At 61.3% G+C, this 21701-nt stretch carries 23 protein-coding genes and 2 pseudogenes; 15 read left to right on the forward strand and 10 right to left on the reverse strand.

The annotated features are described in order from the left end of the window. The first annotated feature begins 81 nt into the window (after nucleotides 1-81). The 4 genes from ACOJSJ_RS16215 to guaA all read left to right on the forward strand — a co-directional run bounded on the left by ACOJSJ_RS16215 (nucleotide 82) and on the right by guaA (nucleotide 6006). Nucleotides 82-2211, forward strand: coding sequence for a prolyl oligopeptidase family serine peptidase (locus tag ACOJSJ_RS16215; protein WP_420146017.1), 2130 nt, complete (start codon nucleotides 82-84; stop codon nucleotides 2209-2211). Between the two features lie 88 nt (nucleotides 2212-2299). Further along, nucleotides 2300-2893 carry a hypothetical protein gene (locus tag ACOJSJ_RS16220; protein ID WP_420145994.1) on the forward strand — a complete coding sequence of 198 codons (594 nt, stop codon included), beginning with the start codon at nucleotides 2300-2302 and terminating at the stop codon, nucleotides 2891-2893. A gap of 259 nt (nucleotides 2894-3152) precedes the next feature. After that, complete coding sequence (locus tag ACOJSJ_RS16225; RefSeq protein WP_420145995.1) at nucleotides 3153-4376, forward strand: TCR/Tet family MFS transporter; 1224 nt, start codon at nucleotides 3153-3155, stop codon at nucleotides 4374-4376. 70 nt (nucleotides 4377-4446) lie between these two features. After that, entirely contained in the window at nucleotides 4447-6006 is a 1560-nt protein-coding gene (gene guaA, locus ACOJSJ_RS16230; RefSeq protein WP_420145996.1) for a glutamine-hydrolyzing GMP synthase, read from the forward strand. A 587-nt stretch (nucleotides 6007-6593) separates the two neighbouring features. Here the strand turns inward: guaA and ACOJSJ_RS16235 are convergent. Together ACOJSJ_RS16235 and ACOJSJ_RS16240 are read right to left on the reverse strand one after the other, a co-directional pair. Beyond that, nucleotides 6594-6828 (reverse strand): annotated as a pseudogene (locus ACOJSJ_RS16235) (chromate transporter); the annotation flags it as partial. Further along, nucleotides 6825-7781 (reverse strand): chromate resistance protein ChrB domain-containing protein, encoded by a 957-nt coding sequence (locus ACOJSJ_RS16240; RefSeq protein WP_420145997.1) that lies wholly within the window; start codon nucleotides 7779-7781, stop codon nucleotides 6825-6827. The gene ACOJSJ_RS16240 and the pseudogene ACOJSJ_RS16235, both read right to left, overlap by 4 nt. Before the next feature lie 59 nt (nucleotides 7782-7840). On the opposite strand from ACOJSJ_RS16240, the gene ACOJSJ_RS16245 reads away from it, so the two are divergent. Then, nucleotides 7841-9196 carry an alginate export family protein gene (locus ACOJSJ_RS16245; protein WP_420145998.1) on the forward strand — a complete coding sequence of 452 codons (1356 nt, stop codon included), beginning with the start codon at nucleotides 7841-7843 and terminating at the stop codon, nucleotides 9194-9196. A 422-nt stretch (nucleotides 9197-9618) separates the two neighbouring features. Here ACOJSJ_RS16245 and ACOJSJ_RS16250 read toward each other — a convergent pair whose 3' ends face one another. Together ACOJSJ_RS16250 and ACOJSJ_RS16255 are read right to left on the reverse strand one after the other, a co-directional pair. Further along, the gene (locus ACOJSJ_RS16250; RefSeq protein ID WP_420145999.1) at nucleotides 9619-10407 is read right to left on the reverse strand and encodes an SDR family oxidoreductase; all 789 of its coding nucleotides are present in this window, start codon (nucleotides 10405-10407) and stop codon (nucleotides 9619-9621) included. Continuing rightward, on the reverse strand, nucleotides 10404-10733 hold the full coding sequence (locus tag ACOJSJ_RS16255; RefSeq protein ID WP_420146000.1) for a nuclear transport factor 2 family protein: 330 nt from the start codon (nucleotides 10731-10733) through the stop codon (nucleotides 10404-10406). Before ACOJSJ_RS16255 ends, ACOJSJ_RS16250 begins: the two co-directional genes overlap by 4 nt. A gap of 96 nt (nucleotides 10734-10829) precedes the next feature. Between ACOJSJ_RS16255 and ACOJSJ_RS16260 the strand changes: the two genes are divergently transcribed. The 3 genes from ACOJSJ_RS16260 to ACOJSJ_RS16270 all read left to right on the forward strand — a co-directional run bounded on the left by ACOJSJ_RS16260 (nucleotide 10830) and on the right by ACOJSJ_RS16270 (nucleotide 12755). Continuing rightward, entirely contained in the window at nucleotides 10830-11735 is a 906-nt protein-coding gene (locus ACOJSJ_RS16260; protein ID WP_420146001.1) for a LysR family transcriptional regulator, read from the forward strand. A gap of 308 nt (nucleotides 11736-12043) precedes the next feature. Then, nucleotides 12044-12379: a TfoX/Sxy family protein gene (locus ACOJSJ_RS16265; protein WP_420146002.1), complete on the forward strand. Its 336-nt coding sequence runs from the start codon at nucleotides 12044-12046 to the stop codon at nucleotides 12377-12379. A 172-nt stretch (nucleotides 12380-12551) separates the two neighbouring features. Beyond that, nucleotides 12552-12755, forward strand: a complete 204-nt coding sequence (locus tag ACOJSJ_RS16270; RefSeq protein ID WP_420146003.1) for a hypothetical protein — start codon at nucleotides 12552-12554, stop codon at nucleotides 12753-12755. A 58-nt stretch (nucleotides 12756-12813) separates the two neighbouring features. On the opposite strand, the gene ACOJSJ_RS16275 is transcribed toward ACOJSJ_RS16270, so the two are convergent. Together ACOJSJ_RS16275 and ACOJSJ_RS16280 are read right to left on the reverse strand one after the other, a co-directional pair. After that, nucleotides 12814-13365 carry an opacity protein gene (locus tag ACOJSJ_RS16275; protein ID WP_420146004.1) on the reverse strand — a complete coding sequence of 184 codons (552 nt, stop codon included), beginning with the start codon at nucleotides 13363-13365 and terminating at the stop codon, nucleotides 12814-12816. Nucleotides 13366-13784: 419 nt separating this feature from the next. Beyond that, nucleotides 13785-14147, reverse strand: coding sequence for a PilZ domain-containing protein (locus ACOJSJ_RS16280; protein WP_420146005.1), 363 nt, complete (start codon nucleotides 14145-14147; stop codon nucleotides 13785-13787). A 133-nt stretch (nucleotides 14148-14280) separates the two neighbouring features. Between ACOJSJ_RS16280 and ACOJSJ_RS16285 the strand changes: the two genes are divergently transcribed. Continuing rightward, the gene (locus ACOJSJ_RS16285; RefSeq protein ID WP_420146006.1) at nucleotides 14281-14613 is read left to right on the forward strand and encodes a polyhydroxyalkanoic acid system family protein; all 333 of its coding nucleotides are present in this window, start codon (nucleotides 14281-14283) and stop codon (nucleotides 14611-14613) included. A gap of 627 nt (nucleotides 14614-15240) precedes the next feature. After that, nucleotides 15241-16350 (forward strand): alpha/beta hydrolase family esterase, encoded by a 1110-nt coding sequence (locus ACOJSJ_RS16290; protein WP_420146007.1) that lies wholly within the window; start codon nucleotides 15241-15243, stop codon nucleotides 16348-16350. A 7-nt stretch (nucleotides 16351-16357) separates the two neighbouring features. On the opposite strand, the gene ACOJSJ_RS16295 is transcribed toward ACOJSJ_RS16290, so the two are convergent. The 4 genes from ACOJSJ_RS16295 to ACOJSJ_RS16310 form a co-directional block, all read right to left on the reverse strand. Then, nucleotides 16358-16651 (reverse strand): DUF3253 domain-containing protein, encoded by a 294-nt coding sequence (locus tag ACOJSJ_RS16295; protein ID WP_420146008.1) that lies wholly within the window; start codon nucleotides 16649-16651, stop codon nucleotides 16358-16360. 4 nt (nucleotides 16652-16655) lie between these two features. After that, nucleotides 16656-16841, reverse strand: coding sequence for a DUF2256 domain-containing protein (locus tag ACOJSJ_RS16300; protein WP_420146009.1), 186 nt, complete (start codon nucleotides 16839-16841; stop codon nucleotides 16656-16658). 7 nt (nucleotides 16842-16848) lie between these two features. Then, nucleotides 16849-17106: a hypothetical protein gene (locus ACOJSJ_RS16305; protein WP_420146018.1), complete on the reverse strand. Its 258-nt coding sequence runs from the start codon at nucleotides 17104-17106 to the stop codon at nucleotides 16849-16851. Nucleotides 17107-17190: 84 nt separating this feature from the next. Beyond that, nucleotides 17191-17394, reverse strand: coding sequence for a hypothetical protein (locus ACOJSJ_RS16310; RefSeq protein ID WP_420146010.1), 204 nt, complete (start codon nucleotides 17392-17394; stop codon nucleotides 17191-17193). 58 nt (nucleotides 17395-17452) lie between these two features. Between ACOJSJ_RS16310 and ACOJSJ_RS16315 the strand changes: the two genes are divergently transcribed. The 5 genes and pseudogenes from ACOJSJ_RS16315 to glgX all read left to right on the forward strand — a co-directional run bounded on the left by ACOJSJ_RS16315 (nucleotide 17453) and on the right by glgX (nucleotide 21598). Next, complete coding sequence (locus ACOJSJ_RS16315) at nucleotides 17453-18022, forward strand: alpha-ketoglutarate-dependent dioxygenase AlkB (RefSeq protein ID WP_420146011.1); 570 nt, start codon at nucleotides 17453-17455, stop codon at nucleotides 18020-18022. 222 nt (nucleotides 18023-18244) lie between these two features. Then, a pseudogene (locus tag ACOJSJ_RS16320) lies at nucleotides 18245-18625 on the forward strand (IS5 family transposase); the annotation flags it as partial. A 35-nt stretch (nucleotides 18626-18660) separates the two neighbouring features. Further along, complete coding sequence (locus ACOJSJ_RS16325) at nucleotides 18661-19116, forward strand: hypothetical protein (RefSeq protein ID WP_420146012.1); 456 nt, start codon at nucleotides 18661-18663, stop codon at nucleotides 19114-19116. Between the two features lie 105 nt (nucleotides 19117-19221). Beyond that, nucleotides 19222-19446: a DUF2934 domain-containing protein gene (locus ACOJSJ_RS16330; protein ID WP_420146013.1), complete on the forward strand. Its 225-nt coding sequence runs from the start codon at nucleotides 19222-19224 to the stop codon at nucleotides 19444-19446. A gap of 46 nt (nucleotides 19447-19492) precedes the next feature. Continuing rightward, nucleotides 19493-21598 carry a glycogen debranching protein GlgX gene (glgX, locus tag ACOJSJ_RS16335; RefSeq protein ID WP_420146014.1) on the forward strand — a complete coding sequence of 702 codons (2106 nt, stop codon included), beginning with the start codon at nucleotides 19493-19495 and terminating at the stop codon, nucleotides 21596-21598. The last annotated feature ends 103 nt before the right edge of the window (nucleotides 21599-21701 follow it).

The raw sequence follows: 21701 nt of genomic DNA on the forward strand, positions 1-21701 counted from the left end.
ATGAAACAAGAGTCGAAACGGACGAGGATGCGCATCGCTGCCCGGATATTGGCGCTGCTGTTGCTGGCGCCACAGCCGCTGATGAGCGTGCCTGCCCATGCCGGGCCGGACGGCGCCGTCATCGACGCGGGCGACCCGGCGCTCCGCTATCCGGCCGCGCGGCGGCTCGATCTGGTCGAAGATCATTTCGGTGTGAAGGTCGCCGATCCCTATCGCTGGCTGGAAAATGATCTGCGCGCCGATCCCGCGGTGCGGGACTGGGTCGACCGCGAAAATGCCCTGACCCGCCATTATATCGACGGCCTGCCGGGACGCGATGCGCTCAAAAACCGCATCACCGCCTTGCTGTCCCATGGCCGCTACACCGTGCCGCGCAAGGCGGGCGGACGCTATTTCTACGGCTATAACAAGGGGCTGGAAAATCAAACCCCGCTCTATGTCCGTGAAGGGCTGAGCGGCAAACAGCGGCTGTTGCTCGACCCCAATCGCTGGGCGCAAGATGGCGCGAGCGCGCTGGCGGAATGGCTCCCCTCCCCCGACGGGCGCACGCTGGCCTATGCCGTGCAGGATGCGGGCAGCGACTGGCGGACGCTCAGATTGCTGGATGTGGACAGCGGAAAGACGCTGGACGACGCGGTCGAATGGGTGAAGTTTTCGCAGATCGCCTGGGACGGGCGCAGCGAAGGCTTTTTCTATTCCCGTTTCCCGACGCCGCAGGCGGGCGATGCCTATCAGTCCGCCAGCGAAGGGCAGCAGCTTTATTATCACCGGATCGGCACGGATCAGGCGCAGGATCAGCTGATCTACGACACGCCCGACCGCCCGAAACTGAGCCATCAGGCGCAGGTGACGGCGGACGGGCGCTGGCTGGTCATCAGCTCCTTTCAGGGGATCGATCCGCGCAAGGAAATGCATGTCGCCGAACTGACCGGCGCGCCGATCAAACCGCGCCTGCTGGTCAGGGGGCCGGTCAATGACTGGCGCCTGATCGGCAGCCGTGACCGGGCGCTCTATTTCCTGACCGACAATCGCGCGCCGCATATGCGGATCGTGACGCTGGACGCGGCTCGCCCACGCCGCGCGCCCAAGGAAGTCGTGCGCGAACGCGCCGAAACGCTGGCAGGCGGGTCGCTGATCGGCAACCGCATGATCCTGGCCTATATGGCCGACGCGCAGACCATGGCCGAACTGGTCGAGCTGGACGGGCGCAAGGTGGGCGACGTGCCCTTGCCCGGCATGGGCACGGCGGCGGGCTTTGGCGGGCGATCGGGCGACCCGGAAACCTTTTTCAGCTTCTCCGGCTTCGTGACGCCCACCAGCATCTATCGTTTCGACACCGCCACCCTGAAAAGCGAATTGTTCGCCCGGCCCGACCTGCCCTTCAATCCCGACGATTTCGGCGTGGAACAACGGCTCTATCCCTCGAAGGACGGTACGCCGATCCCGATGACGGTGATCCGGCGCAAGGCGCTGGCCGACGGCGCGCAGGCGGCCCCCACCATCCTGTACGGCTATGGCGGCTTCAATATTTCGCTGACGCCGGGCTATTCGGCGACGCGCATGGCCTGGCTGGAACAGGGCGGCGTCTACGCCATCGCCAATCTGCGCGGCGGCGGGGAATATGGGAAGGCGTGGCATGATGCCGGGCGCGGCGCGAACAAGCAAAATGTGTTCGACGATTTCATCGCGGCCGCCGAATATCTGAAGGCCAATGGCTTCACCCCGCCCGACGGGCTGGCGATCGAAGGCCGGTCGAACGGCGGTCTGCTGGTCGGCGCGGTGGTCAATCAGCGGCCTGATCTGTTCTCCGCCGCCCTGCCCGCCGTGGGCGTGATGGACATGCTGCGTTTCGACCGTTTTACCGCCGGACGCTATTGGGTCGACGATTATGGATCGCCCGGCAAGGCAGAGGATTTCCCGCTGCTCTACGGCTATTCCCCCTATCACAACATATTGGACGGAAAAGATTATCCGGCGATCCTCGTCAGCACCGCCGACACCGACGACCGGGTGGTGCCCGCGCACAGTTTCAAATATGCCGCCGCGCTTCAGGCCGCGGATCTGGGCGCGAAACCGCACCTGTTGCGCGTGGAAAGCCGCGCTGGCCATGGCTCCGGCAAACCGGTGGACAAGCTGATCGGGGAATATGCCGACAGCTACAGCTTCGCTGCATGGTTCACCGGGCTGAAGATCCGGCCGAAACCCGAATGACATTCGTTCAGCCGCCATGCAGCCGAACGCTGCTAAGGCTCCTCTCATCGCAGGAGATGGTATGATGATAGGGACGAAGACACGCTGGATGACCGGAGCGCTGGTAAGCGCGGGGCTGCTGCTGGGCAGCATCAGCGCGGCGGAAGCCCGCCCCCGTTACGGTTATGATCGTGGCTGGGATCGCGGCGGCTGGAACGGGCATCATCGCCGCGGCAATGGTTTCGGCTTTGGCGATGCTGTCGGCGTTGCGGCGCTGGTCGGCGCGGTGGCGATCGTCGCATCCTCCATGTCAAAGGATCGAAAAGTCCGCGATCCGAACACCGGCGGCGAATATGACTCACCGCCGCCCAGCGATGGCACCGATTATGGGACGGATGTCCGCGACGGTGTGCCGGTCCGCGACGACGCGGATTTTTCCGACATCGCTGCACAGGATGACCCCATGAGCGACGCCTGCGCCGTGGCGGCGCGCGACGAAGCGCAGGGCAGCCAAGGCGGCTATGCCGAAGTCCGCCATATGGAAACGCCCATCGCCACGGCGAACGGCTATAATATCGACGGCTATGTTGAAACCCGCAGCAGCTATCGCGCCAATGACGGCGTGTCGCGCCGCTTCACCTGCGCGATGCAGAACGGGCGCGTTGCTCAGGTCTATATCAGCCGGGACATGGCCACGCGCTGATCGGGCTGTCCTACGGCGCTGATCCCTGTTTCATTCTTCCGATGAAACAGGGATCTCCGGCCATGTTCCCTATCCCGATCGTCCCTGAAATCCTTCCGGCGACAGGATCGCCCATGGCGCGCATGTGGCGCGCCACAGGCGCGTTGCGAGCGCTTCGGGGACGCTTCGCAGGCGCATCAAGGCCAAAAGCCGATAATGGCCTATACTTCGCCCGCCATGCCCTTGGCATCCTGCGCGCATCGCTATAGCGCCGCCTTCCATGTCCGCCCCGATCATCCCCCGTCGCAACGCCGCGATCATTTTCATCCTCATCACGGCGCTGCTCGACGTCATGTCGATGGGCATCGTCATCCCGGTGCTGCCGCGGCTGATCGAAACGCTGTCGGGGTCCGACGCGGCGGCGGGGATGTGGAACGGCCTGTTCGTGGCGCTGTGGGCGGGGATGCAATTCATCTGCTCGCCCATCATCGGGTCGCTGTCTGACCGCTTCGGGCGGCGGCCGGTCATTCTCATTTCCGTCGCGGGCCTTGCCATCGACTATGTGCTGATGGCGCTGGCGCCCAACCTGTGGTGGCTGGCGCTGGGCCGGGTGCTGGCGGGCATCACCTCGTCCAGCTTCACCGCGACCTTCGCCTACATGGCGGACATCACCCCGCCAGAGGGCCGGGCCAAGGGTTATGGCCTGATCGGCGCGGCGTTCAGTGCGGGTTTCGTCGCCGGGCCGCTGATCGGCGGGGTGCTGGGCGAAATCTCGCATCGCGCGCCTTTCTGGGTTGCAGCCGCTTTGTCCACCATCGCCTTTCTCTACGGTCTGTTCGTCCTGCCCGAATCGCTGGCCGCCGACAAACGCATGGCGTTCAGCTGGCATCGGGCCAACCCCTTCGGCGCGCTGCGCCTGCTGCGCTCTCACCCCGAGCTCTCGAATCTGGCGGTCGGCAATTTCCTGCTCTATTTCTCGCACCATATTTTTTCGGCCATCTTCGTCCTCTACGCTGGCGACCGTTATGGCTGGGGCGCGTGGCAGGTCGGCGCTCTGCTGGCGCTGGTCGGGCTGCTGGACATGGGGGTTCAGGGGCTGCTGGTCGGCCCGGTCGTCAAACGGCTGGGCGACCGGGCGACCATGGTGACGGGCCTGTGCTTCGGCGCGATCGGCGTGGCCGCCATGGGGCTGGCGCCCACTGGCCTCTTCTTCGTCGCGGCGATGTTCCCCAACGCGCTGTGGGGCCTTGCCATGCCGACGGTCCAGTCGCTGATGACGCAGCATGTGTCCGAAAGCGAACAGGGGCAGTTGCAGGGCGCGAACAACAGCGTGGGCGCGATCGCCGGAATCATATCGCCCCTGTTTTTCGGTGCGGTCTATTCGGTATCGGTCGGGCCAAAGCCCGCTCTGCCCCATATCGGCAGCGCATTCCTGATCGCCGCCGCCATCCTTGCCCTGGCCGCCCTGATCGGCTGGCGCGCCGGTCGCCAGTTCAAGCCTTGACTGGACAGGACGGCAAGGTGCGACTAACCGGGCGCGAATCCCTTCCAACGCTCGACATAAAGGCGATTCGATGACGCTGCCTCTTCAGGATAACATCCTTATCGTGGATTTCGGCAGTCAGGTGACTCAGCTGATCGCCCGCCGCGTCCGTGAAGCGGGCGTCTATTCCGAAATCGCCCCCTTCAATACCGCTGCCGAAGCCTTTGAACGGCTGAAGCCAAAGGGCATCATCCTGTCGGGCGGCCCATCGTCGGTCATGTGGGAAAACAGCCCGCGCGTGCCGCAGGCCTTTTTCGACGCGGGCATTCCCATCCTTGGCATCTGCTACGGCCAGCAGACGATGATGCAGCAGCTGGGCGGCAATGTCGAAGGCGGCGAAAGCGGCGAATTCGGCCGCGCCTTTATCGAGGTGAAGAAGGGCTGCGCCCTGTTCGACGGCCTGTGGAACGAAGGCGAAAAACATCAGGTGTGGATGAGCCATGGGGACAAAGTAACCCAGCTCGCCCCCGGCTTCGAAGTCGTCGCGGTCAGCGAAGGCGCGCCCTATGCCATCACCGCGAACGAGGAAAAGCGTTTCTACGCGACGCAATTCCACCCCGAAGTCGTCCACACCCCCGATGGCGCGAAGCTGCTCGCCAATTTCGTGCGCCATGTCTGCGGCCTCGCCGGCGACTGGACCATGGCGGAATTTCGTGCGACCAAGATCGCCGAAATCCGCGAACAGGTGGGTGAAGGCCGGGTCATCTGCGGCCTGTCGGGCGGCGTCGACTCCGCCGTTGCCGCCGTTCTCATCCACGAAGCGATCGGCGACCAGCTGACCTGCGTCTTCGTCGACCATGGCCTGATGCGTCTGGGCGAAGCCGAACAGGTCGTCAGCCTGTTCCGCGAACATTATGGCATCAAGCTGGTGCATGTGAATGCGGAGGAACGCTTCCTGGGCGGTCTCGCGGGCCTCACTGACCCCGAAAAGAAGCGCAAGTTCATCGGCGGCGAATTCGTCGCCGTGTTCGAGGAAGAAGCCGCGAAGATCGGCGGCGCGGATTTCCTGGCGCAGGGCACGCTCTATCCCGACGTCATCGAAAGCGTCAGCTTCACCGGCGGGCCTTCGGTGACCATCAAGTCGCACCATAATGTCGGCGGCCTGCCCGAACGCATGAACATGAAGCTGGTCGAACCGCTGCGCGAACTGTTCAAGGACGAAGTGCGTGTGCTGGGCAAGGAACTGGGCCTGCCCGACATTTTCGTCGGCCGTCACCCCTTCCCCGGCCCCGGCCTTGCCATCCGCATCCCCGGCGAAGTGACCAAGGAACGTTGCGACATCCTGCGCAAGGCGGACTTCATCTATCTGGAGGAAATCCGCAACGCAGGCCTTTACGACGCGATCTGGCAGGCCTTCGCCGTGCTGCTGCCGGTCCGCACCGTGGGCGTGATGGGCGATCACCGCACCTATGACAGCGTGTGCGCGGTGCGCGCCGTCACCTCCACCGATGGCATGACGGCGGACATCTATCCGTTCGACGCCGCCTTCCTCAGCCGCGTGGCGACCCGCATCATCAATGAGGTGAAGGGCATCAACCGCGTCGTTTACGACTATACCAGCAAGCCCCCCGGCACCATCGAGTGGGAATAATTCGGAGCCCTCTAATGGCTCTCAAACCTACGCTATTCTACCACCTAAGTGCCTGATAAAAAAATAATTATTCTGCGGCTACGTTCGAAGACAATCGGTGGCAAGCCTTCGCGAAGGCGCGCCGTCGAAACGATTGATCTGGTTCGAGCGATCAGGCCATGACATCACCAGCGAGGAACCGGGCAAACTGCTAACGACGCTGGTGACCGTAGCCCGGCCGATCGCTGAAAGTGCCGGCGATTCTGCCCCGTAGATTATGCCAATTCGGCAAACGTCTTTGGCGCCTGTCCAAAAAGCTTCCGCTCGGATTTTCGAGATCAGCTCATGCCCCCATCCGACAGACGGGCTAATTTGGTCGTCACCTGCCCGAAGACCGGACGGCCTGCACCGCGAGAACGAAATTCAGCCGTTGAGGATCCGAGAAGGGTCGATAGCGGTATTCGGCAGTTACATTTTGCTGCGTTCTTTTATGGCGTGTTGAACGGCCGGTTTTATCAGTAGCAGGCACCCGCCGTAGGTGCTTCGTTATAATGCGGGACTTAGCTCTGCCAACTACGGTGCCGCTTCAAAACCGGTGAGCTGACGCATGCTTTGGGTCGGGGGAGGAGCAGGCAGTAGTTGAAAGCGTAGAGGAAACGCTCCTCCCCGAATTTCTACTTCTCCCACCAAGATACGATGCATGACGGCGATCTGACCAGCAGGTCTGCCGAAACTCAGGGCAGCGATGCGCGCCCAAACTCCCGCCGCCTCGGCAAGCAGGATGCCATGACCGCCGGCGCGTTGCGACGGCAACTCAGCAGGTGTGCTGACCACACTAGTCATGGTGCAGGATTCCTCGCGCTAAAGAATGCATGAAATTGGTTAAGGGCTTCGCCGGCTTGAGCTATGCGCTGAATATCGTCGTCTGACGAAGCGCACACACCGGAAAGGATAGCGCCCAGGCCGGGCGTTTCTGGACGGCTGAACTTGCCGTCTGCGATGTCGAGATCATGAACAATCTCACCTATGGCAACCAGAGCAGGGTCATCTGTGAGACCGGCGCGCAGCACGATGGTCTCGAAGCTACAGCGGTCCTCCTCATGGGTAAACTCCGCCTCGGCCATATCGAAGCGAAGCTCGCCCGGTCCCGGCAGGTAGCTGCGAGCGTCCACGAACTTGAAGGTGGCTTCGGGATCCACGAACCGGCGGATGAGCCAGGCGCAGGCTATCCGATCGACGTGAACGCCGCTGCGCGTCACCCAGACTTTGGATTTGAGGTCGAGCGGTTGTTCGGCAAGGGGTTGCGAGCGGCTGACATCAGGATGATCGTAGCGCTGGCGATCAAGCTCGGCTAGAGCCGTTGCCGCGTCCCGTCGGCCTGGTGCTCCGAAATAGTCGAGCGCAGTGACCTCGCCCATCCGCTTTCGAAGTCGCGCGATCTCGGTTCCGCTGGCGGGCCCCGTCTCCAGCAGGCGACGGGCGCTCTGGGTGATTTCGTCGTAATCAGTATCCCGAGCGCTATCGAACAGCGACCGCACATCCTCATCTGTCATACCGGCTAGAAGGCGGAGGTCTATCAGGATCGCCTCTCCCCCATTTGCGACGATCTCGTTCAGCAGTTCCACAAAGGTCGCTTCATGTTCTGGCGCTTTGGGCAGAACGTGCACAGCATTCTTGATCGCCACGGCGCCGATCGCCTGAAGCCGACGCCAGATTTTTACCCGCAGATATGGCGGCTTCGTGGGCAACTGGTGAAGCAGCGCGATCCACTCGGAATGAGGTGTTGCTCGAATCATGATATAGTCATATCTCAATAAACACTTTATGGAAATAGGTATATCTAATGCAACGTGTGATGGCAGGATGGTTCTCTAGGTACGCGGTAGGAATGGCGGCTGCTTGCGCTGCGACTACGACACCAGCCCTGGCGGAGGACGGGCAGGAAGGCCTGTCGATCTCCGGTGCGATGCGTCTGCGCTACGAAGCTATCAACGGGCAGCTACGGGTCGGCTTCAATAGACGTGACGATTTGCTGAACTTGCGTACCAATGTGTTGGCTCGATATCGTAAGGCCGATATCGAGGTCACTGTCGAACTTTATGATAGCCGCGTCTGGGGTGATCGGGTTGGTACGCCTGTATCGACCAACGAGATCAACGCGTTTGAACCAGTTCAGGCCTATGTCGCGGGAACCTTTCAGGATCCGCTGGGCGCTGGCTCGAAGATCACGGTCACCGCTGGGCGTATGATGCTTAACCTTGGATCGAGGCGTCTGGTCGCCGCCGACGATTACCGCAACACGACCAACGGCTATACCGGCGTGAAGGCCGATTTCGCTGCCTGTGGCGGATGGAAGGGCACCTTCATTTACACGTTGCCGCAGGTTCGCATGCCGGATACGTTGGACGATGTTCGTTTAGCCAAAGTGAAGCTCGATCGGGAAAGCTTCGATCTCGTCCTTTGGGGTGGCCAGCTTGGCCGCACAAAGACCATAGGCCTTGCTGCTCTGGAGCTCACCTATTTTCATCTGGGAGAGCGCGATGCCCTAGGACGACCGACCCGCGACCGCTCGCTTGACACCTTGGGCGGTCGCCTGATTGTCGAGCCGAAGGTTTCAAATTTCGACTATGAGATCGAAGCATTTTATCAGACCGGGACGGTGAGCACGTCAACGGCTGCATCCGCCCAGCGCCAGACCGTGGCTGCAGGCTTTATCCATGCCGACATGGGCTACACTTTCCCAAGCGCCTGGACGCCGCGTTTGTCCGTCGAATATGATCGGGCGAGCGGCGACAAGCCCGGGGGCAAATTCAGTCGCTTCGACACGCTCTTCGGTATGCGCCGCGCAGATCTCGCACCGGCCGGGCTCTACAATGCCCTCGCGAGAACCAACATCGAAACGGTCGGTATCAGGGTCGAGGCTAAGCCGAGCAAGCGCCTCGACTGGTTCGCCGCCTACCGGCCCATGTGGCTTGCTGCCCGCCAAGACAGTTTCTCGTCTACCGGGGTTCGTGACGCTTCCGGGCGATCAGGCGATTTCGCCGGCCACCAACTGGAGGGGCGCGTGCGATACTGGCTCATTCCGAAGCGGCTGCAATTCGAGTTCGACGGCCTAGTGGTCGCCAAGGGACGCTTCCTCCGGGACGCTCCAAACGCCACGGCGGGTAAGTGGACGCGGTATGTTTCCTTCAACCTGATTGGAAGCATCTGATATTTATCTGCCAACAATTAGCCCCAGAAGAATTTGAGCGTCAGCGCCACGCCGTAACCTCGCTGCCAATCGACCGCATCTCGCATAGCCAGACGTTCACCGGCTCGGATGGGAACAACCGTGTCTTGTCGGCCGCAGCCTGGATAGCGGAACGTCCGGTGCTGGGGATGGAAAATCGGGCTCTGAGCGTCCGGCATGGGTCGGGCGTGGACGGCTCCCTCGCCGTGTATGGCATCGAGAACCTGCGGCTCGCCGACGGTTAAATCCTACCGAAGGTGACGACGGGCAACCAGCAGGCACCTTGCGCGATCGTCGGAGAGCGGGGGCGGACATCGCGCGTCAGCAATATTCGCTCTAGCGACGTGAAAAGCCCCAGCACGGTCGATGAACCTCCCGGGGCTCGCCGGGAGGGTGGCGGCGCATCAGACGGTACTAATGGTCCCGCCGTCGATGACGAACTCGGCGCCATGGATCGCGGCGGCGCGATCGGCGGCGAGATAGGCGATCAGGTCGGCGACCTCATCCGGCTCGGCCCCGCGCCCGATCGATATCCCACCCAGGGCGTCGAGCACGGACTGTCCCGCGTCCTCGGTCGTGCCGCCTCTGGCCGTCCGAAGCGTTTCGAGGAAGGCACCCGCGGCCTCTGTCATGATCCAGCCTGGCGAGACGGCGTTGACCCGCACGCCCTTGGGCCCGAGCTCCTTCGAGATCGACTTGCTGTACGTCCGCAAAGCCGCCTTGGCTGCTGCGTAAGCGGTTGTGGACTCGGGGAGCGGCAGGACGGACTGGATCGACGTCACGTGGACCACGGCGCCTCGGCCCCGCTCGATCATTTGCGGGATCAGCAGGCGATCCAGCCGCACCGTCGCCAGCAGATTGAGATTGAGCGCAGCCAACCAGTCATCATCGGTCAGCGCGACAAAGCCCCCGGCGGGTGCATGCGAGCCGCCCACGACATGGGCGAGGATGTCGACTCCACCCAGCTGCTCAATCGCCGCCGCGGCCAGCGCTTCGCCCCCTTCCGCCGTGGTCAGGTCCACCTGCACATAGTCGACGCTCGCAAGGGAATCCTTGATCGCGCGGGCGGCGGTGATGACGCGCGCCCCGCCGGCGAGGAAGCGTTCGACCGTGGCGCGGCCTAAGCCTTTGGTCCCGCCACTGACAAGCACCCGCTTGCCGGCGAACTCGGTGGGATCGACCGCGATGCTCATACCGTGGTCTCCAGCATCTTGATGGCGCCTTCGCTGAGCGTGAACCGGTAAGTGAAGCGAAGGGGGCTGCCGGGGAAGTCCCCGTGGGCGGGACCTTCAAGGATGATGTCGCCACCATCTTCCCGAACGGTGTCGGGCTCGAAGATCGCATTCACCGGCATCACTTCTTCTTCGAACAGCTGGCGGATCGCCGCCTGTCCCTCGATGCGCTTGCCGTTGTCGATGAAGATGGCGTCAGGAAGGAAGGGCTCCATCATGCCATCCATATCGAGTCGGGCGTTCGCCGCGATGAACTCGGCGATCGGCTTGGGTAGGTTCATGGACATGGTCATCTCCTCAACAGTGATGAGCCTTATTTAGCGATAGACTTCTTGCCTGATAATCGTGACAGATCGGCATGAAGTGTCACGGATAACGGGACAATGATGCGCCATTCGCTGATCGAGTTGGAGGTAGTGCTCGCCATCGTTCGGTGCGGTTCGTTCCGCGCCGCGGCGCTCGATCTTGGCATGTCGACCACTGCCGTCAGCAACGCGGTGGGCAAGCTTGAGCGGGAGCTTGGCGTGAGGCTGTTTAATCGCACCACGCGCAGCGTCTCGCTCACCTATGCGGGGCGGATCTTCGTTGCGCAGATCAAATCGGCGCTTGAAGATATCCGGAAGGCGATGAACACCGCGCGTTCCCAGCAGGAGACGCCGTCCGGTACGTTGCGCATCAATGCGTTCGCAACAGCGGCGCGCGAGATCATGGCGCCGCTGGTGCTGACCTATCTGCAGCGCTACCCCCAAGTTCATGTCGACGTCGTCACCGAGGGGCGGCTCATCGACGTCGTGGCGGCCGGCTTCGATCTGGGCGTGCGTAGTGCGGACCTCGTGCCGAGCGATGCGATCGCCATACCGCTGGGACAGACCCGGCGCATGACGGTCGCCGCGTCCCCTACCTTCTTCGAAGACAAGCCCATTCCGCAATCTCCGCAGGACCTGCTCATCTATCCTTGCGTGCGGGTGCGACTTCCCAACGGCGCTCTGTTCCGTTGGCGGTTCGAGAAGGACGGCGAAGAATTGCAACTGGACGTCGAGGGTCCGGTCACCCTCGACGAAGCCTCGCTTGCCCGGATCGCGGTGACGAGCGGCGTTGGGATCGGCTATTTCATGGAGACCGATGTGCGCGACGACATCGCCACAGGTCGGCTCATTCGCATCCTGGAGGACTGGACGCCGCCGCTGGCGCCGCTGTGCCTCTATTATTCAAACCGGCGTAATTCCTCTGCAGCCTTCCAGGCATTCATTGCCCTCGCGCGCGATTTTGCGGCTGGACGCCTCGCATAAGCACTCGATCGGTAAGCGCCGGGCAAGATCGAACTCGTCCGAAGTTGAGATGCTCGGGCATGATCCGCTCGAAAACAGGAATGAAACTGTTGCCCCCTAGCGCTCGATGGTCTGAGGCCAAGATTGCTTGCGAATGACCATTGTCGTCGCAGGCATACGCTCAAACTTCATCCGCAGAACGGCTCGAATTGGTTGCGACCTGCCGGTTAGCGGACGGACCGCACCTGGGAATGTGGAATTGACGCCTGAATGTCGATAAAGGGTCGATCGACCCTCGACCTTTCCATCAGGACGGGCGATATCGCCCCATGGCGTCCGATCGTAAAACCGTTGATTTCCTTGTCGACCAGATGGCTGGCGGCGGCACCGTTTCAGCCAGGGCGATGTTTGGCGAATTCGGCATTTATTGCGATAGGAAAATGATCGCATTGATCTGCGACGACCACCTGTTCGTAAAGCCCACGGTTGAAGGGCGGGCATTCGCTGTCGGTGCGGAAGAAGCCCCTCCATACCCCGGTGCAAAGCCCTGTCTCCTGGTCGACGCGGAAAAGTGGGACGACCGTGAGTGGCTTGCCGAGATCGTTCGTATCACATCCCGGGAATTGCCTGCTTCCAAGGCCAGGACCAAGCGGAAATCAGGTTGATGCAACGCTTGCAGAAGCCCGTGTTAGCTAAACGAATGTCCGCTCTTGGAATGTACAAGTGAATTCCTGAACATCCGAGAAGGGTTGATGACGTACGGATACCGTCAAGTGAGGGCGGGAACATGCTCGCTTGCGGCCGGTTAGCTAAGTTCACGGCTGAGAGGAGAGCGCCATGTACCCCGAACAAATCCCGGGCGAGAACGACCAGGCTGACATGAAGGGCACATCGATGAACGATCTGCCTGGAACCGATGGTAGCGACGAGGATGTCGACGTCGATGTTGATGCCGAGCAGGAAGACCAGGACGCCGACAAGTTGGAAGATGCTCAGCAGAAAGCCGCAGAAAAGTGGGAAAAGGAAGGCGGCTTACGGTGATCACAATTGACCCCACCAGCGACTTGTCGCTGACGGGGTCAATTCGTTCGTCGTGGGCTTAAAAGTGGAAGATCACGCCGGCCATGGGACGGAAGCTGTCCCAATCATAAGTGTCGACCTGCACGCGCAAGCGAACGCCACTGTTGCCGGTGATACCCCCAAGGCCGATCTCCTTGGGACCGACCTCCACGCCGGCTCCATACATCCAGTCCTTGCGGTCGGGCCAGCCGCCCTTGCCATTAACCCACTGATAGCCGGCCGAAGCATAGATCAAGCCGCTTTCACCCGCACGGGCACCAAAGCGACCCTTGACGCCATATTCCCAGTCGATGTCGCTAAAGCCCTTGGTGGCATTGCCTTCCACGCCGACGAACACCGGACCGAGCGGCACGTTGACGCCAGCAATGCCGCTGATCAAAGCGCCGTTCATGATGGTTTCACCGGGAATGGCGCCGAATTCGGAGCGACGATCGAAGGTATGGTAGCCGCCAAGCACGCCGACATAAGGCTCGACGCCAAAGGCATCGGTGCCGTCAGGTGCGGTTTCCTGTGCGGAGGCGATGGCAGGAACCGCGGCCAAGACGGCAGCGGCGGCGAGAAACTTCTTCATACGAACCCCTGTTGTTTCGATTAGGTGGGGCTAGAACCGTCCGGATCGCGATGGGGTTTCACAGAAAAGTCATTAAACTGAGACAGTTGCATATATGCAACGGCGCGCCAGATGGAACAAAGGGCGCGAACCTTCGTATTGATGGTGCAAGCGGCGGCCCCCTTGCAGTCTTTATATCTGCCCATCTCCGGTCCGCCGGAGGTGGGCCATTTTGTGATGAGTACGTGACGTAGCGAAGCTTTCATCACGTCCAGGCATATAAGCGCGTAGACGAGTATCGTCATGAAGGACTGCGACTTCGATGGACTTTGTCCACCCTCCTGATCAGCCTTGGAACATTGGCGTCACGCGTACGTAGTGTCGATGCCCCGCGCGGCTTTCAGCCGTAAACCAAGGCGCGGGGCAACCTTTATGGTCGGCTAGTTGGGCAGCACATCCATTTTGACGACCGTACCGACTTCGGGCGCTGCCTGGCCTAGAGGCCGGATCGCGTGCTCACGAATGAAGGCCGCGGGATCGACACCATGCTCCAGCAGCACGCCGCATCTTTCACCGTCCGCCCAGATGATCGAGGCGCAGATCTCAACTCGATCGACAACGATCGTTATAGCTGTCCCGGCCGGCGGAAAGTCGAACCCTTCGAGCTGCGCCCCATAGATCGACATGTTTCTGATCAGGGCGAATTCGTACAGTCCAGACCAACTGACTGTACATGAAATATTCGCGGGCTCGCGCGGGCTGCAGCGACGTTCAGAAGATTGGGCAAGGGCATTGAGCATCATGTCGTCCTGTCATCCCCACGGTAAAGACCTACGGGCAAACCGAAAGTTCCCGGTACTGTCCTCCACCTCCGGGCAGAGATAATCCGAGGGTCCGCGTGACGGAACGATACAGGTGTCAGCGAGTCCTGATCCCATGGCTACACCTATCATTATCGACATTCCCCATAGCTTGGGCCGTGACGAGGCCAAGCGACGCATGACAAACGGTGTGGCAAAACTGGCGTCACACATTCCAGGCGGCGCAGCGACCGTCACCCACGACTGGCCAAGCCAGGATCAAATGTCTTTGACCGTTGCGACCATGGGCGTGGAAGTGCCATGCACGGTGGACGCTGAGGATGCTCGCTTGCGTGTGACAATGCTATTGCCTGCGATGCTCAGCCTCATGTCAGGGCCGATCAAAGCCATTGTCCAACAGCAAGGCGAACGATTGCTGCTCGACGGAAAATCCAGTCACACGGTTTGAAAGCGCTGCGGCGCACGCCAGGCCACATTTGATCTCTCAGGCCTTTCGTTGCCGAGCTTAAAGCCGCGCCGCGACAATGGCGGCCGACCCGATCCGACGGCGGCACGCTAGGTCTTCGTTGAAGCGGTGATCCTGTCAGTCCGCTCATTTCCACTTCGCTCGGTCCACGGCGCTTGTGACTATATCTTCGCGAAATGGGGCGCAGGATGTACGGGCTGAAGGCCTAAGGCACCCGCCAGCGCTGAAGGCCGAAAGGGCATATATTCTCCGCGCGCGCCAAACTGGTGACAATGCGGTTGCCCTACAGCCCACATCGCTCTCCAACACATATTTAAAATGAATGGATGCCAGCGCTCCGACCACCGACACGCGTTTTGTCATCCCTCTGTATCTATCGGCACGGCATGCGTTCGGCATCAACAGCATGGATCGTCCCAAACTGGTGAAGCCGCCCCCCCCAATCCTCACAATTGCGACAGTCGACAGCATTGCCTTGTAAGCCGGCCGGACCACTCCATATTGTGCAGTGCAGCATAAACGGATCATCGCAGCGTCTATCGCTCTCGGTGCAGGATAGGAAATCTTCGTGTGACCAGATTATCCGCTACAATCGCCCGACTGGCAGCCATGCGCGCCAACCACCCGGCCCAAGCTGGCGCCGGTGATCCAAGCCGGTTGGCAGACATGGATGATTTTGGGACCAATCCCGGGGCGTTGAACGCCAAGATCTATGTTCCCGAGCAGATTGCCGAAAAACCGCCGCTGGTCGTCGTGCTGCATGGCTGCACGCAAAACGCCCGAGGCTATGATCGCGGCTCGGGCTGGTCGCAATTAGCGGATGAGCATGGTTTCCTGCTGCTGTTTCCCGAGCAGCAGCGCGCGAACAATCCCAATCTATGTTTCAATTGGTTCTGTCCCGCTGACAACGGCCGGGACCGGGGTGAGGCGCAATCGATCCGCCAGATGATCAGCGCGATGGTGGATACCCATGGTGCCGACCCGTCCCGCATATTCGTGACCGGCCTGTCCGCAGGCGGCGCGATGACCTCTGTCATGCTCGCCAGCTACCCGGAGGTGTTCGCTGGCGGTGCGATCATCGCCGGCCTGCCGTATGGATCGGCATCCAATATCCCGCAGGCACTTGAAGCCATGCGCGGAGCGGCAGCCTTCAGCGCAGGGGATCTGGGTGACCGGGTCCGGCGTGCGTCGAGCCATGATGGCCCTTGGCCACGCATCTCGATATGGCATGGCAGCGCCGATGCGACGGTCAGTAGCACCAACGCGGATGCTATTCTTGCCCAGTGGCTGGCAGTCCATGGTCTCAAGCCAACGCCGGACGCCTCAGAGCAGATTGTCGGGCACCGCCGGCGCGCCTGGAACGATGCAGCCGGGCGCCCGCTTGTCGAGGATTATCGCATTGCCAATATGGGCCACGGCACGCCGCTGGCCACGACCGGGCAGGATGCTTGTGGCATGGCGATGCCGCACATGCTCGAAGCGGGTATCTCATCCACGCGCCGGATCGCATCATCTTGGGGCCTGCTGCATATCGGGACGGAGCGCAAACGCGCGCAACCGGTCGAAAAAGCCCAGGAGGGGACACCGGCTCTGCCGGTACCAAGGATAAGTCGGCTGGAAGCGTGGCCGCCCAAACCCGCACGCTCGACCACTTCAGGGAAGGCAGGGGTCGAAAAAGTCATTCACGACGCGCTGCGCGCCGCGGGCTTCATGCGGTGAGCGTGTCTCACCTTGCGGGTTGCACGCGGCGGATCCGATAGGGACCATGGCGTGACGCAATGACCTTTCCCTTCCAACTCAGCTCGACCAACCCGTCGGCCACCAGCTGGTCGATCGTTGCGTGGACGACTGGCATCGCCGCGCGCCACGACGGCCCTTTCGGATCAGCGCCCGTTTTACCGGCAACCGTCCTTGCTACCTCACTTGGACAGATTGTAGCTTGGTCGGTACGGCGCTCTAGCAACTGCAAGACGGTGCTGCGCACTTCCTCTCTCAGCCCAACGGCAATGTCAGCTGTCATGGGATCAGCCCCGGACGGTTGCCGGATTGAGGCGTCCGCCCCCAGGCTTGGCCGAGCCGCCGTGCCTGCGGCAGCGTTCCGAACAATATTTGACCTGCTCCCAATCCCGATCCCATTTCTTGCGCCAGATGAATGGGCGCCCGCACCCAAGGCAGATCTTCGAAGGAAGTTTCAGCTTGTGGTGGGTCATGGCACGATCAAAGGCCAATATCTTCGAGTGCAAAGGCAACCTCGGGATCCTTGGCCTGGGCGATTTTGGGCGTCAGGCGATTGAGCGCGGTGCGCAGCCGCTGTTGCGCAACCTGCAATGTTTTATGCCGCACCTCGCGCGTGGCATTGGTTCGCCACGATCGGCTCTCGCCCAGCAGAACTGCCCATTTCGCTTCTTCTGCTGCCAGGATCGACAATGCCAGCCGCAGGCCATCCCGGCGGCCACGCGCATAATACTCTTCCATGACCACCACTTGAAGATCTCACATTCCGTGCTTCGAAGACGTGCAACCACAAAGATTGGCGCGAGCGGCACTGTCGCCGGGTTGTCAATAGTTTGCGTTACTTTCTGAAGTGAGGCCCTGAACTGCCTTCACGACGCCGTAGCCGACAGCAGCCAGCAGACCGACCTTCACCACTGCGCCGACAATGCGGGGGGTGAAATAGCCAATGATGGCCCCCTTCGCGCCGCTGTCGCCGTCCCGCTGGTCCAGCCTGGACCCTATGATCGCACCGATAATTTCTGTGATCATATCCTGCTCCTTTGTTGAGACCAAAGGAGCGTGCGACATCGCTTGAGGTTCCGCCTTTATGTTCGACCTCTTCGACACACCCGCTGTTCCAGGCCTTGCGCTACGCGACGATGCGCTGACGAAAGCGCAGGAAGCCGCGCTCATCGCGCATATCGATGCCAGCGACCTCTCCCCCTTCCGTTTCCAACAATGGACGGGAAAGCGGCTTACCTATTCCTATGGCTGGAACTACGACTTCGAGCATGTCCGCTTCGCGCCCGCCGAGCCGATGCCGGAATGGCTTCTTGACCTTCGAGACCGTGCGGCCGACTTCGCAGGAGTCGCAGCAGACGATCTCGTCCAGGCGCTACTGATCCGCTACGATCCGGGTGCGGGCATCGGCTGGCACAGGGACAGGCCGGTGTTCGAGCATGTCGTGGGCATTTCGCTCGGCAGCGAGGCGATCCTGAGCCTGCGCCGTCGGAATGCCGCCGGGTTCGAGCGCGCCAAGGCCATGCTGCCGCCGCGCTCCATCTATCATCTCTCGGGCGAAGTGCGCCATGCTTGGGAACATAGCATCGCGCCTATGGAGGTGCCGCGCTGGTCGATCACCTTTCGCAGCCTGTCGGACAAGGGCCGCATGGCTTGAGCGACCGATCCTATCCAACCACACCGGACGGACGCTACTTCGTGGTGCGCGGGAGGCTCTGGCGCACGAACGACCCGGCGCTAGGACCGGGAGTGCGCAAACGTCTGGTCAAGGAACTGATGAAAGCGCGCCGTGCCGTCGGCGCAGCCAAGCGCGAAGGAGATCATGCCGCAGAGACAGCCGCGCATGAAGCGGTCGATCGCGTCAAGGTGGCGCTGGGCGAAACTGCATGCCGTGACCGATGCGAACGGTCGTCCCATCAGCTTCTTCATGACCGCCGGGCAGGTCAGCGATTACACGGGCGCGGCGGCGTTGCTCGACAGTCTGCCCAAAGCGCAGTGGATGCTGGCCGACCGAGGTTATGATGCCGACTGGTTCCGCGACGCCTTGCAGGAAAAGGGGATCACGCCCTGCATCCCGGGCCGAGAAATACGCAGCAAGACCGTCAAATACGACAAGCGTCGCTACAAACGCCGCAACCGCATCGAGATCATGCTCGGCCGCCTGAAAGACTGGCGGCGGGTCGCGACACGCTACGATCGGTGCCCGAAAGCCTTCTTCTCCGCCGTAGCTCTCGCCGCGACCGTCATCTTCTGGCTCTGATCAATGAGTCCTGCCCCTACGGTCCGAACCGTACCGTGAATAAATACCGGAAATCGGATCAGAATTACGTCGATGCACTTCCCGATATAGAGGCTGCATTAAACCGGGTCCGCCTACAAGGACCGCCGGTCATCCTGTTTGGCAGCAGCTATTCCGCTTCCCTCAGCTTACGCGCCGCAGCAGATAATCCCAACCTCGTCGCCGCAGTTTTGGCATTTTCCCCTGGGGAATATTTCGGCGATCCCCATTTCAGCCGTAATGCCGCCCGAGATGCGACTGTTCCAGTCTATATCAGCCAATCCTCCAAAGCTGAGGAGATCGCGCAATCGAGAGCCATATTCGACAATTTAACCGGAACTAAGACGATGTTCGTCCCTCGAAACGGAGGCGTCCATGGCGCTTCAACCTTGCGAAAAGATCGAAACCCGCATGGTGAAGACGAGACTTGGAGCGCAGTGCTCAAATTTTTGCAGGCACTTACCCTGCGTTGAAATTCACACACCGGTTGCCGGGCAAAAAACTCGCTGATCTGCATCAATAGCCGCATCCATTGGGCTTTCTGCGCATTTACCGTTCGCCGCACATGGCGGCGTCGCATGGAGGATTTCGTGCAGCATAATCTTGAAGAGCGCATCCGCGAACGGGCACATGCCATTTGGGAAGCACAAGGTCATCCTGAAGGGCTCGCTGCAGAACATTGGCGTCAGGCTGCCGAGGAGGTGGCGCAGGTCAACAAGGTAGCCGAACTTCCCCCTCCCGTCGCAACCGGAACAGCGGCAAAGGCACTGACAAAGAAGGATGCCTCCAAGACGAAGGTCTGAACTTTCGCGTCACCGTACGCTTCCTTCATGACAGGACTAAGTCCTATTGAACCAGCATCCTGACCGCCTTGATTGCGGATCACCCTATCCTCTAGGCGCAAGCTTTGACGGGCTTGGCGTCAACTTCGCTATATTTTCTGCCAATGCTGACCGGATTGAACTCTGCTTGTTCGATCCGAAGGGCCGCAAAGAAATCGCCCGGCTGACGCTGCCGGAATGTACCGACGAGGTGTGGCACGGATATCTGCCCGATGCCCGGCCTGGCCTCCTCTATGGTTATCGGGTGCATGGCCCTTATGCGCCGGAACAGGGCCATCGCTTCAATCCCAACAAGTTGCTGCTCGATCCCTATGCCCGGCGGCTGTCTGGCAGTGTTAAATGGAACGACGTGCTGCATGGTTATCCGGTCCGCGGCCGGCGGAAGGATCTGGGATATGACCGGCGCGACAGCGCCAGCGCGATGCCTAAAGCCGTCGTCACCCATGACAGTTTCGACTGGTCGCGCGATGTCCGCCCCAACGTGCCCTGGTCGGAGACAGTGATCTATGAGGCGCACGCCAAGGGTCTGACGAAGCTGCTCGAAGCGGCGCCTGCGCAGGAGCGCGGCACGTTCGCCGCGCTCGCCCATCCTAGGGTCATAGACCATATGAAGCGGCTGGGGATCACCACCCTCGAACTGATGCCGATCCACGCCTTCACGCAGGACCGGTTCCTGCTGGAGAAGGGCCTGCGTAACTATTGGGGCTATAACAGCCTCAGCTTCTTCGCGCCTGAGCCGGGCTATTTCGCGGGCGACAGCCATGACGAGCTGCGCGTAGCGGTAAGGCGGCTGCATGCGGCCGGGATCGAGGTGATCCTAGACGTCGTCTATAACCATAGCTGCGAGGGCAGCGAACTGGGCCCCACATTGTCCTGGCGCGGCATCGACAATGCGACCTATTACCGGCTGTTGTCCGATGATCCGCGCTACTGCCTCAATGACACCGGCACCGGCAACACCTTCAAGCTCACTCATGCTCGCGTGATTCAGATGGTAGCCGACTCGCTGCGCTACTGGGCACCCAGTTTCGGAGTCGACGGTTTCCGCTTTGATTTGGGGCTGACGCTGGGTCGTACCGATCATGGCTTTGACCCTAATGCCGGTCTCTTCGACGTACTACGCCAGGATCCGATCCTTGGTCGCCTCAAGCTTATCACCGAACCATGGGATGTGGGCATGGGCGGCTATCAGCTCGGCAATTTTCCGCCAGGATTCGCCGAATGGAACGACAAATATCGCGATACCACGCGGCGCTTCTGGCGAGGCGATCCTGGGCAGCGGGCCGATCTGGCCGCCCGGCTTTCTGGATCGGGCGACCTGTTCGATCGCCGCGCACGCCGCCCTTGGGCAAGCGTCAATTTTCTCACAAGCCATGACGGCTACACGCTCGCCGATCTCGTCTCCTATGAGGAGCGACACAATGAGGCCAATGGCGAGAATAATCGCGACGGTCACGACAATAACCTCTCGCGCAACTGGGGTGCGGAAGGCCCGACCGACGATCCGGGCATCCTGGCGACGAGGGGCCGGGTGCGTCGCGCCATGCTCACCACCCTGCTTGCCTCGCTCGGCACGCCGATGCTGGTTGCCGGCGACGAGTTCGGTCGCAGCCAGGGCGGCAACAACAATGCCTATTGCCAGGATAACGACATTAGCTGGCTCGACTGGTCACTAATGGATGGAGAGGCAGGCAAGGCCCTCTTTGACTTCACCGCGCGGCTGATCGCTCTGCGCAAGGCCCATCCGGTGCTGCGCGCATCGGCCTTCCTCTATGGTCAGAACTCGCCGGGATTTGGCATCAACGACATCGAGTGGTGGGACGAACGCGGCGCTCAATTGGCGCCGGAGGACTGGGATAATCCTGAAGGACGCGCGCTCGTCATGCGCCGGGCGACCCTGCTGGAGGACGGACGGGTAGAGGCGCTGACGCTGCTCGTCAATGCGGGCGAAGATGCCATCGACTTCACCCTGCCCTCGCCCTCCGCGCCGCGGCAGATGCTGATCGACAGTGCCCAGCCTGAACGGGACCCCTTCGCGATCGGCGACCATTACAAGGTCGAGGCTCATTCCGCGGTACTCGTCTGCTGGCTGGGTGAGAGGCCGGAACGATGACCCTTTGGGGACCGACCGATCTTGGCAACGGACGCTGGCGTTTCGCGCTCTGGGCGCCGGATCGGCAAAGCGTGTCGCTCGAAATCGAAGACGGAGAGACTTG

The organism is Sphingobium sp., assembly GCF_048594625.1.
Classification (GTDB): Bacteria; Pseudomonadota; Alphaproteobacteria; order Sphingomonadales; family Sphingomonadaceae; genus Sphingobium.

Bases quoted from the DNA above. Each gene is read 5' to 3' on its own strand.
- ACOJSJ_RS16270 (WP_420146003.1), top strand. From the start codon at position 12,552: ATGTACCCCGAACAAATCCCGGGCGAGAACGACCAGGCTGACATGAAG.
- ACOJSJ_RS16330 (WP_420146013.1), top strand. From the start codon at position 19,222: ATGGAGGATTTCGTGCAGCATAATCTTGAAGAGCGCATCCGCGAACGG.
- ACOJSJ_RS16265 (WP_420146002.1), top strand. From the start codon at position 12,044: ATGGCGTCCGATCGTAAAACCGTTGATTTCCTTGTCGACCAGATGGCT.
- ACOJSJ_RS16240 (WP_420145997.1), bottom strand. From the start codon at position 7,781: ATGATTCGAGCAACACCTCATTCCGAGTGGATCGCGCTGCTTCACCAG.
- ACOJSJ_RS16305 (WP_420146018.1), bottom strand. From the start codon at position 17,106: ATGGAAGAGTATTATGCGCGTGGCCGCCGGGATGGCCTGCGGCTGGCA.
- ACOJSJ_RS16290 (WP_420146007.1), top strand. From the start codon at position 15,241: ATGCGCGCCAACCACCCGGCCCAAGCTGGCGCCGGTGATCCAAGCCGG.
- ACOJSJ_RS16275 (WP_420146004.1), bottom strand. From the start codon at position 13,365: ATGAAGAAGTTTCTCGCCGCCGCTGCCGTCTTGGCCGCGGTTCCTGCC.
- ACOJSJ_RS16225 (WP_420145995.1), top strand. From the start codon at position 3,153: ATGTCCGCCCCGATCATCCCCCGTCGCAACGCCGCGATCATTTTCATC.
- ACOJSJ_RS16300 (WP_420146009.1), bottom strand. From the start codon at position 16,841: ATGACCCACCACAAGCTGAAACTTCCTTCGAAGATCTGCCTTGGGTGC.
- ACOJSJ_RS16310 (WP_420146010.1), bottom strand. From the start codon at position 17,394: ATGATCACAGAAATTATCGGTGCGATCATAGGGTCCAGGCTGGACCAG.
- ACOJSJ_RS16220 (WP_420145994.1), top strand. From the start codon at position 2,300: ATGACCGGAGCGCTGGTAAGCGCGGGGCTGCTGCTGGGCAGCATCAGC.
- ACOJSJ_RS16260 (WP_420146001.1), top strand. From the start codon at position 10,830: ATGATGCGCCATTCGCTGATCGAGTTGGAGGTAGTGCTCGCCATCGTT.
- ACOJSJ_RS16315 (WP_420146011.1), top strand. From the start codon at position 17,453: ATGTTCGACCTCTTCGACACACCCGCTGTTCCAGGCCTTGCGCTACGC.
- ACOJSJ_RS16295 (WP_420146008.1), bottom strand. From the start codon at position 16,651: ATGACAGCTGACATTGCCGTTGGGCTGAGAGAGGAAGTGCGCAGCACC.
- ACOJSJ_RS16280 (WP_420146005.1), bottom strand. From the start codon at position 14,147: ATGATGCTCAATGCCCTTGCCCAATCTTCTGAACGTCGCTGCAGCCCG.
- guaA (WP_420145996.1), top strand. From the start codon at position 4,447: ATGACGCTGCCTCTTCAGGATAACATCCTTATCGTGGATTTCGGCAGT.
- ACOJSJ_RS16285 (WP_420146006.1), top strand. From the start codon at position 14,281: ATGGCTACACCTATCATTATCGACATTCCCCATAGCTTGGGCCGTGAC.
- ACOJSJ_RS16215 (WP_420146017.1), top strand. From the start codon at position 82: ATGAGCGTGCCTGCCCATGCCGGGCCGGACGGCGCCGTCATCGACGCG.
- ACOJSJ_RS16250 (WP_420145999.1), bottom strand. From the start codon at position 10,407: ATGAGCATCGCGGTCGATCCCACCGAGTTCGCCGGCAAGCGGGTGCTT.
- ACOJSJ_RS16255 (WP_420146000.1), bottom strand. From the start codon at position 10,733: ATGTCCATGAACCTACCCAAGCCGATCGCCGAGTTCATCGCGGCGAAC.
- ACOJSJ_RS16245 (WP_420145998.1), top strand. From the start codon at position 7,841: ATGGCAGGATGGTTCTCTAGGTACGCGGTAGGAATGGCGGCTGCTTGC.